The sequence below is a fragment of the Campylobacter sp. IFREMER_LSEM_CL2194 genome, from assembly GCF_025771685.1.
Classification (GTDB): domain Bacteria; phylum Campylobacterota; class Campylobacteria; order Campylobacterales; family Campylobacteraceae; genus Campylobacter_D.
Genome location: NZ_JAKMQS010000011.1, coordinates 38,593 through 45,449 on the forward strand (window position 1 = coordinate 38,593; position 6,857 = coordinate 45,449).

General features: G+C 30.4%; 5 protein-coding genes. All 5 read left to right on the forward strand.

The window, feature by feature from the left end:
• Nucleotides 1-125: 125 nt before the first annotated feature.
• The 5 genes from purD (at nucleotide 126) to L8V79_RS06665 (ending at nucleotide 6,754) form a co-directional block, all read left to right on the forward strand.
• A complete protein-coding gene (gene purD / locus L8V79_RS06645; protein ID WP_263702983.1) occupies nucleotides 126-1,376 on the forward strand; it encodes a phosphoribosylamine--glycine ligase in 1,251 nt (416 codons plus the stop codon).
• Entirely contained in the window at nucleotides 1,373-1,831 is a 459-nt protein-coding gene (locus tag L8V79_RS06650) for an RDD family protein (RefSeq protein WP_263702985.1), read from the forward strand. Before purD ends, L8V79_RS06650 begins: the two co-directional genes overlap by 4 nt.
• The gene (locus tag L8V79_RS06655; RefSeq protein ID WP_263702988.1) at nucleotides 1,821-3,857 is read left to right on the forward strand and encodes an LPS-assembly protein LptD; all 2,037 of its coding nucleotides are present in this window, start codon (nucleotides 1,821-1,823) and stop codon (nucleotides 3,855-3,857) included. The genes L8V79_RS06650 and L8V79_RS06655 overlap by 11 nt, the downstream gene beginning before the upstream one ends.
• Nucleotides 3,857-4,513, forward strand: a complete 657-nt coding sequence (locus tag L8V79_RS06660) for a phosphoribosyltransferase family protein (protein ID WP_263683187.1) — start codon at nucleotides 3,857-3,859, stop codon at nucleotides 4,511-4,513. The genes L8V79_RS06655 and L8V79_RS06660 overlap by 1 nt, the downstream gene beginning before the upstream one ends.
• 132 nt (nucleotides 4,514-4,645) lie before the next feature.
• Nucleotides 4,646-6,754, forward strand: a complete 2,109-nt coding sequence (locus tag L8V79_RS06665) for a polyribonucleotide nucleotidyltransferase (RefSeq protein WP_263702987.1) — start codon at nucleotides 4,646-4,648, stop codon at nucleotides 6,752-6,754.
• The last annotated feature ends 103 nt before the right edge of the window (nucleotides 6,755-6,857 follow it).

Genomic DNA, 6,857 nt, shown 5'->3' on the forward strand with positions numbered 1-6,857 from the left:
TGAGTTTTGAAAAAAGCGAGAAGCTGCAGCCTTTAAAAATCACCTAATGGCATACTTTGACTTTTTGAGGGTCAGACACTTATACTCCGGCCATTTGGGTTTTTGTAATATTTTTAAGGAAAATAATGAAAATTTTAATACTAGGAAGCGGTGCTAGGGAGTATTCTATCGCTTTGGCTCTTCAAAAAACAAATGATAATTTAGAATTTTATTTTGCTCCAGGAAATGGTGCTACTGCTAAAATAGGAACAAATCTTAATATGAAAGATCCTAAAGTTATAACAGCTTATGCAAAAGCATCTGAGATTGATCTTTGCATAGTTGGGAGTGAAAATTTTTTAGCAGAGGGTATAGTAGATCTTTTTAAAGAAAACAATATTGCTATTTTTGGGCCTACTAAAGCTGCTGCTATGTTGGAAGCTTCAAAATCTTTTATGAAGAGTTTTTTAAAAAAATATAAAATCAAAACAGCTAAATTTTTAAACACAACTGATTATGAAAAAGCTAAGAAATTTATCACATCTTTAACACCTCCTATTGTTGTAAAAGCAGATGGCTTATGCGCAGGTAAAGGGGTGATTATCGCGCAAAGCCATGAAGAAGCTTTAGAAGCTACTAAAAATATGCTAAGTGGAGAAAGCTTTGGGGAAGCTGGAAAAATTGTTGTGATTGAAGAATATCTTGATGGCTTTGAATTAAGTGTATTTGCAGTTTGCGATGGAAATGATTTTATATTGTTGCCTGCAGCGCAAGATCATAAAAGATTATTAGATAATGATAAAGGGCCTAATACGGGCGGCATGGGGGCTTATGCTCCAAGTGCTTTAGCAAGTGAAAGTTTGTTAGAGCAAGTGAAGAAAGATATAGTGGCGCCAACTCTTAAAGGCATGAAAGAAGAAGGTGCTGAATTTGTTGGAGTGTTGTTTATAGGCTTGATGGTTGTAAATAATAAACCTTATGTTTTAGAGTATAATGTGCGTTTTGGCGATCCTGAATGTGAGGTTTTGATGCCTTTAATAGAAAATCCTTTGGATTTATTTTTAGCATGTGTGAATAAAAATCTTGCTAATACTCATATAAACATTAAAAATGAATTTGCAGTGGGTGTGGTTTGTGCAAGTAAAAATTATCCTTACAAGGACTCACCAAAAGCTTTGATTGAGATAGGCGATATTCCACAAAATTCTCATATTTCTTATGCTGGTGTGAGTTTAGAAGATGATAAATTATATGCCAGCGGTGGTCGCGTGTTGGTTTGTGTGGGAACTGGCAAAAGCATTGAAGAAGCTCAAAAAAACGCTTATATGCTTTGTGAAAATGTCCATTTTAAAGGAAAACAATACAGAAAAGATATTGCCTTTCAGGTTCTTAAATGAGCGCCAATCAAGAATTATTTGATAAGCTAGAAAAAGAAGAAATAAAAATAGCAAGTTTTAAAAAAAGATTTTTAGCTTATGTTGTTGATAGTTTTGTAATTTTGGGCATCGTAAGTATTATTTTGCTTGATAAAATTAATTCTATGCAAACTTATGAAGAAATTCATAATCTTTTAATGCGTTTTGCTGGTGGGATTTTGATTTTACAGTTTGCATACCATAGTTTATTTACTTATTTATATGGCGCAACTTTAGGAAAAATGCTTTTGAAGATCATGGTGATTGATCAAGAATTGCTAGATAAACCAAATTTTACTCAAAGCGCTCTAAGAGCAGGTGTAAGACAAATTAGTGATATGTTGTATGGTTTAGGATTTGCTTGGGCTTTGAGTAATATTGTTTTGAAAACTTGGCATGATTATGCAGCCAAAACAGTGGTGATAGATCTTGCGTAAAATATTGCTTTCTTTAGCTTGTGTAGGGAGTTTGTATGCTTCTAAGGTAGACATTTATGCTTTAGATGTTGTAAAAACAAATGATATTATAGAAGCAAAAAACAATGTAGTTGTAGTTTCTGATTTATATTTAATAACCGCAAGCGAGGCTAAATTTAATGAAACAACTAAAGATTTAGAATTGTTTGGTGATGTAAATATCTTACGAGGACAAAAAGAAAGAACCAATTCTACTTATACTAAAATTAATCTTAAAGATAACACAACAGCTTTTAAAAATTTATTTTTTTCAAATAACGATTTAGAGGTTTGGTTGCAATGTCATCAAGCAGATTTAAATGATAAGTTTGTTGTAACTAAAAAGTCGGTTGTTTCTAGTTGTAATGTTGAAAATCCTGATTGGGAAATTCGTTTTGATGAGGGTAAATTAAATAAAGAGAGTAATTTTTTACATCTTTATAATGCAAGATTGTATGTAAAAAATACTCCTGTGATGTATTTGCCGTATTTTGGCTTTAGTGTAGACACTAAAAGGAAAAGTGGTTTGTTAATTCCTCAGGTGGTTTTAAAACAAAGCGAGGGGTTATATTATAACCAACCAATCTATTATGTTATTGATGATAATGCAGATATTCAATTTGAACCTCAAATTAGGACAAAAAGAGGCTATGGATTATACTCAACTTTAAGATTTATTGATAGTCCTTATTCTCAAGGTGAAATTAGCGGTGGTATTTTTGGAGAAAAATCAAGCTACAAAAGAGAGGAAAATTTAAAAAACAAAGAACATTATGGTTTAGAAATTAAATATTCAAGCGAAGCTTTATTCAAGAGCCTTTTGAGCGATGAATTTCAAGAAGGCTTATGGATTGATGCTACTTATTTAAATGATGTAGATTATATGAACTTAAGCTCTAGTGCAAAAACTGAAGCTTCTTTGGTTACCTCAAAAATAAATTATTTCTTATCTGATGATGATAATTATTATGGTGCTTATGCGAAGTATTATATAGACACTTCTAAAATTAGCAACAAAGATACCATGCAAGAATACCCTTCTTTTCAATATCATAGATATTTAAATGGTTTTTTTGATAACTATATACAGTATAGCTTAGATGCTTCTTTTCATAGATATTATAGACATACGGGTATTTATGCTAAAACTTTAGATTTTGATTTGCCTTTAATTTATCATACAAGTTTTTTGGATGATTTTTTAAATTTTGCCTTTACAGAAAGAGTTTATGTAAATTTTGTAGATTATTCTAATACAGATATTAAAAATCAAGAGCATTTGTTTAGAAATTCACATAATTTTTCTTTATATACAGATCTTTCTAAGCCTTATGAAAATTTTTATCATACCTTATATTTAGGTGCTAATTATTTTATACCCGGAGCCAAATCAGGTAAAATTACCGAAGATTTTATAGAATTAAAAGATGATCCTGAGCAGTTTAATTTTTCGATGTATCAGTATTTTTATAGTGCTTTAGGCAAAAAAAAGCTATATCATGGTTTAAAGGCTAAATATTTTACCAAAGAAGGTAGTTTTGGTGGTTTTGATAATGTTGTGGAATATTTTTATAATGATTATATAAGTTTAAGAAATGAGGCAGAATATTCAGGGGTAGATAATCGCTTTGATAAAGTATTTAGTGAGGCCTTATTTGATTATGGTGAGTGGAAAGTTAGTTTAAATCATGCCTATAGAATATATGAAAAAGAAAAATATAATTTTTTAGGAACTAAAGCTCAGTATGATATAAATACCAACTATCAAATATTTGGTGGTTTGTGGTTTGATTTGAATAAAGATCCTGAAAAATGGGAGATAGGTTATACTTATCAAAGAAAGTGTTGGAATTATTCTTTGATGTATCGTAAGGATATTTCACCTAAACTTACTAGTGGTGGGATTAGCGCTAAAGATCAAAGTGGTGTGTATTTTATGTTTAATTTTTATCCTTTGGGTGGTGTATCTTATGATTTTTCTCTGGAAGAAAATGAAAGGTCTATATAATGTTTTTTGAAGATGAAAAAGATGCGCTTGAAAGATTATATGATTTACTTCCATTAAATAAATTAAAAGATTATATCATTATTACTCCTTCTTTAAAATCTATAGTTTTTGTTGATGTATTGGCAAAAAAATTAGAAATACCCTATGATTTTTTATTTACAGAGCAAATTAAAGCTCCTAATAATGATGAATGTCAAATAGCTATGATTAGCGAAACAAAAGAATTAGTTTACAATGAAGCCTTAGTTAAGGCTTTTGATATAAGCTTAGATTATATTTATGGTGAGGCAAATAGAACTTATGAAGAAAAAATTTTAAAGAATGTATATCGTTATAGAAAAGGTAATCTTTTAAAAGATTTAAAAGGAAAAAATATTTTAATGTTGCATGAGGGGTGTGAGAGTGGGATTACTGCTTCTTCATGTATAAAAAGTTTGTTAAAAGAAGAGGTTAGTAGTATTATTTATGCCACCGCTTTAATGCCAAGTGATGTATATGATTATATTAGTGTTTTTGCAGATGAGGTTTATTGCGTGCAAAAAATTGATCATTTTGTAGATATTGAGTTTTATTTTAAAAATAAAACGATTTTGCAAGCTCACGAAATTTTAGATATTTTAGAAGAAAGTAGGTATTATTTACCTTTAAAAAAATAAATTTATATCTGAGCAATAAGTTGTTTAGATATAAATTTATAGGCAAAATAAAAACAGGCTTTTTAAGTTTTAGTTTTTAAAATTTAAAAAGCTTATTTGGTTTTGCCTATGATAAAAATTTAAAGGAAAATCATGCGACATGAAATAAATATCAATAATCACCTTGAAATATTTGATACCGATAAAGTGGCAAAACAAGCAGCAGGTGCAGTTTTAATGCAAGAAAAAAATGCAGTAGTTTTAGCAACTGTGGCAAGAGAAGAAAAAATGGTAGAAGAAGATTTTTTGCCTCTTACAGTTCAATATATAGAAAAAGCTTACGCAGCAGGTAAAATTCCAGGAGGTTATGTAAAAAGAGAAACTAAGCCAGGCGACAATGAAACATTAAGCGCTAGGATTATAGATAGAAGTTTAAGACCTCTTTTTCCAAAAGGATATGCATATCCAACCCAAATTGTTGTAATGGTTCTTTCTGCTGATCCTGAAGTAGATTTACAAGTGATGAGTTTAAACGCTGCAAGCGTTGCTTTGTATTTAAGTGATATCCCTATTAAAGCACCTGTTTGTGGCGTAAGAATAGGTCGTATAAATAATGAATTTGTTTTAAATCCAAGCAATAGCGAGTTAAAAAATAGCACTTTAGATCTTTATGTAGCAGGCGTTAAAGATGAGCTTTTAATGATAGAAATGAGAGCTTTGGCAAACAAGCAAGATGATAAACACCGTATGAATGAACTTAGCGAAGATGATACTTTAAAGGCTTTAGATTTTGCAAGTAGTGCAATCTTGCGTGGTTCCAATGAATATGAAAAAGCATTTGCTGCTTATAGAAAAAATTCTAAACTTGAGTTTAAAATAGAGTCAGATAATATTCAAATTATTGACTATATAAAAAATACTTATATAACAAAACTCAAAATTGCTATTAATCAAATGGCAAAAAGTGAAAGGGCAAGTGAAATTTTACAAATAGCAAAAGAGATTGAAAGTGAATCTATAGTTATTGAAAACGAATGGAAATTTGAAGATATTGAAAAAGCTTTACATGTATGCAAAAGAGAACTTATTAGAAACCAAATTATTAATGAAAATAAAAGAGCAGATGGTAGAGGTTTAAAGGATGTTAGAAAAATAGACATAGAAACAAATATTTTACCAAGTGCACATGGATCTTGTCTTTTTACTAGAGGGCAAACCCAAGCCTTAGTTGTGGCCACCTTGGGAAATGATAATGATGCGCAAATGTCAGATATGCTTACAGAAAAAAACCCAATTTGTGAAAAATTTATGGTTAATTATAATTTTCCAGGTTTTTCGGTGGGCGAAGCTAGCCCTATAAAAGCTCCTGGCAGAAGAGAGCTAGGTCATGGAAATTTAGCAAAAAGAGCTTTGTATCCTAGTGTTGATACAGATTATGTTCATACAATTCGTTTGGTTTCTGAAATTTTAGAAAGCAATGGTTCTAGTTCTATGGCTACTGTTTGTGGTGGTGCATTGGCTTTAAGAGCTGCAGGGGTAAAAAGTGAAAAACTAGTAGCAGGTGTGGCGATGGGGCTTGTTTTTGAAGATGAAAAATATGCTATTTTAACCGATATCATGGGGCTTGAAGATCATGATGGAGATATGGATTTTAAAGTAGCAGGAAGCTATGATGGAATCACTGCTTTGCAGATGGATATAAAACTTGGTGGTATAGAGCAACAGGTTTTAAAAGAGGCTTTATATCAAGCAAAAGAAGCTAGGAAGCACATTTTGCAATTAATGGAAGAGGCTAATCAAAACATAGTTGTTAATGAAGCTATTTTGCCAAAGATTGAAATTTTTAATGTAGATCCAAATAAAATTCCTGATATTATAGGTCAAGGTGGTAAAACCATTAAAGAAATTATTGAAAAATTTGAAGTTAATATTGATTTAGATAGAGATAAAGGTGAGGTTAAAATAGCAGGAATTGATCATGATTTGATTTCTCAAAGTAAAGAGTATATATTAAATTTACTTCACTCTAAAGGTTCTAACAAAAAGCGCGACAAAAAGGAAATGCCTAAATTTGATATCGGTGAAGAATTTTTAGGACGAGTTCAAAAGGTTGTAGAATTTGGAGTTTTTGTAGAACTTAAAGAAGGCGTGGATGGTTTATTACATAATTCTAAGATTAAAGAAAAGTTAGAGGTAGGAGATGAAATTAAAGTTAAAGTTGCAGAAATTAAAAATGGAAAAGTATCTTTAGACTTAGCCTAAATTTTGAGTATATAAAAAAATATGCTCAAAATTTTATATTATATCTTGACAAAAGAATATTCTTTTGGCATAATTTCGTTTTTTGATTGTCTCGTTAGCTCAG

Coding starts and splice junctions, on each gene's coding strand:
- purD (WP_263702983.1), top strand. CDS start 126: ATGAAAATTTTAATACTAGGAAGCGGTGCTAGGGAGTATTCTATCGCT.
- L8V79_RS06650 (WP_263702985.1), top strand. CDS start 1,373: ATGAGCGCCAATCAAGAATTATTTGATAAGCTAGAAAAAGAAGAAATA.
- L8V79_RS06660 (WP_263683187.1), top strand. CDS start 3,857: ATGTTTTTTGAAGATGAAAAAGATGCGCTTGAAAGATTATATGATTTA.
- L8V79_RS06665 (WP_263702987.1), top strand. CDS start 4,646: ATGCGACATGAAATAAATATCAATAATCACCTTGAAATATTTGATACC.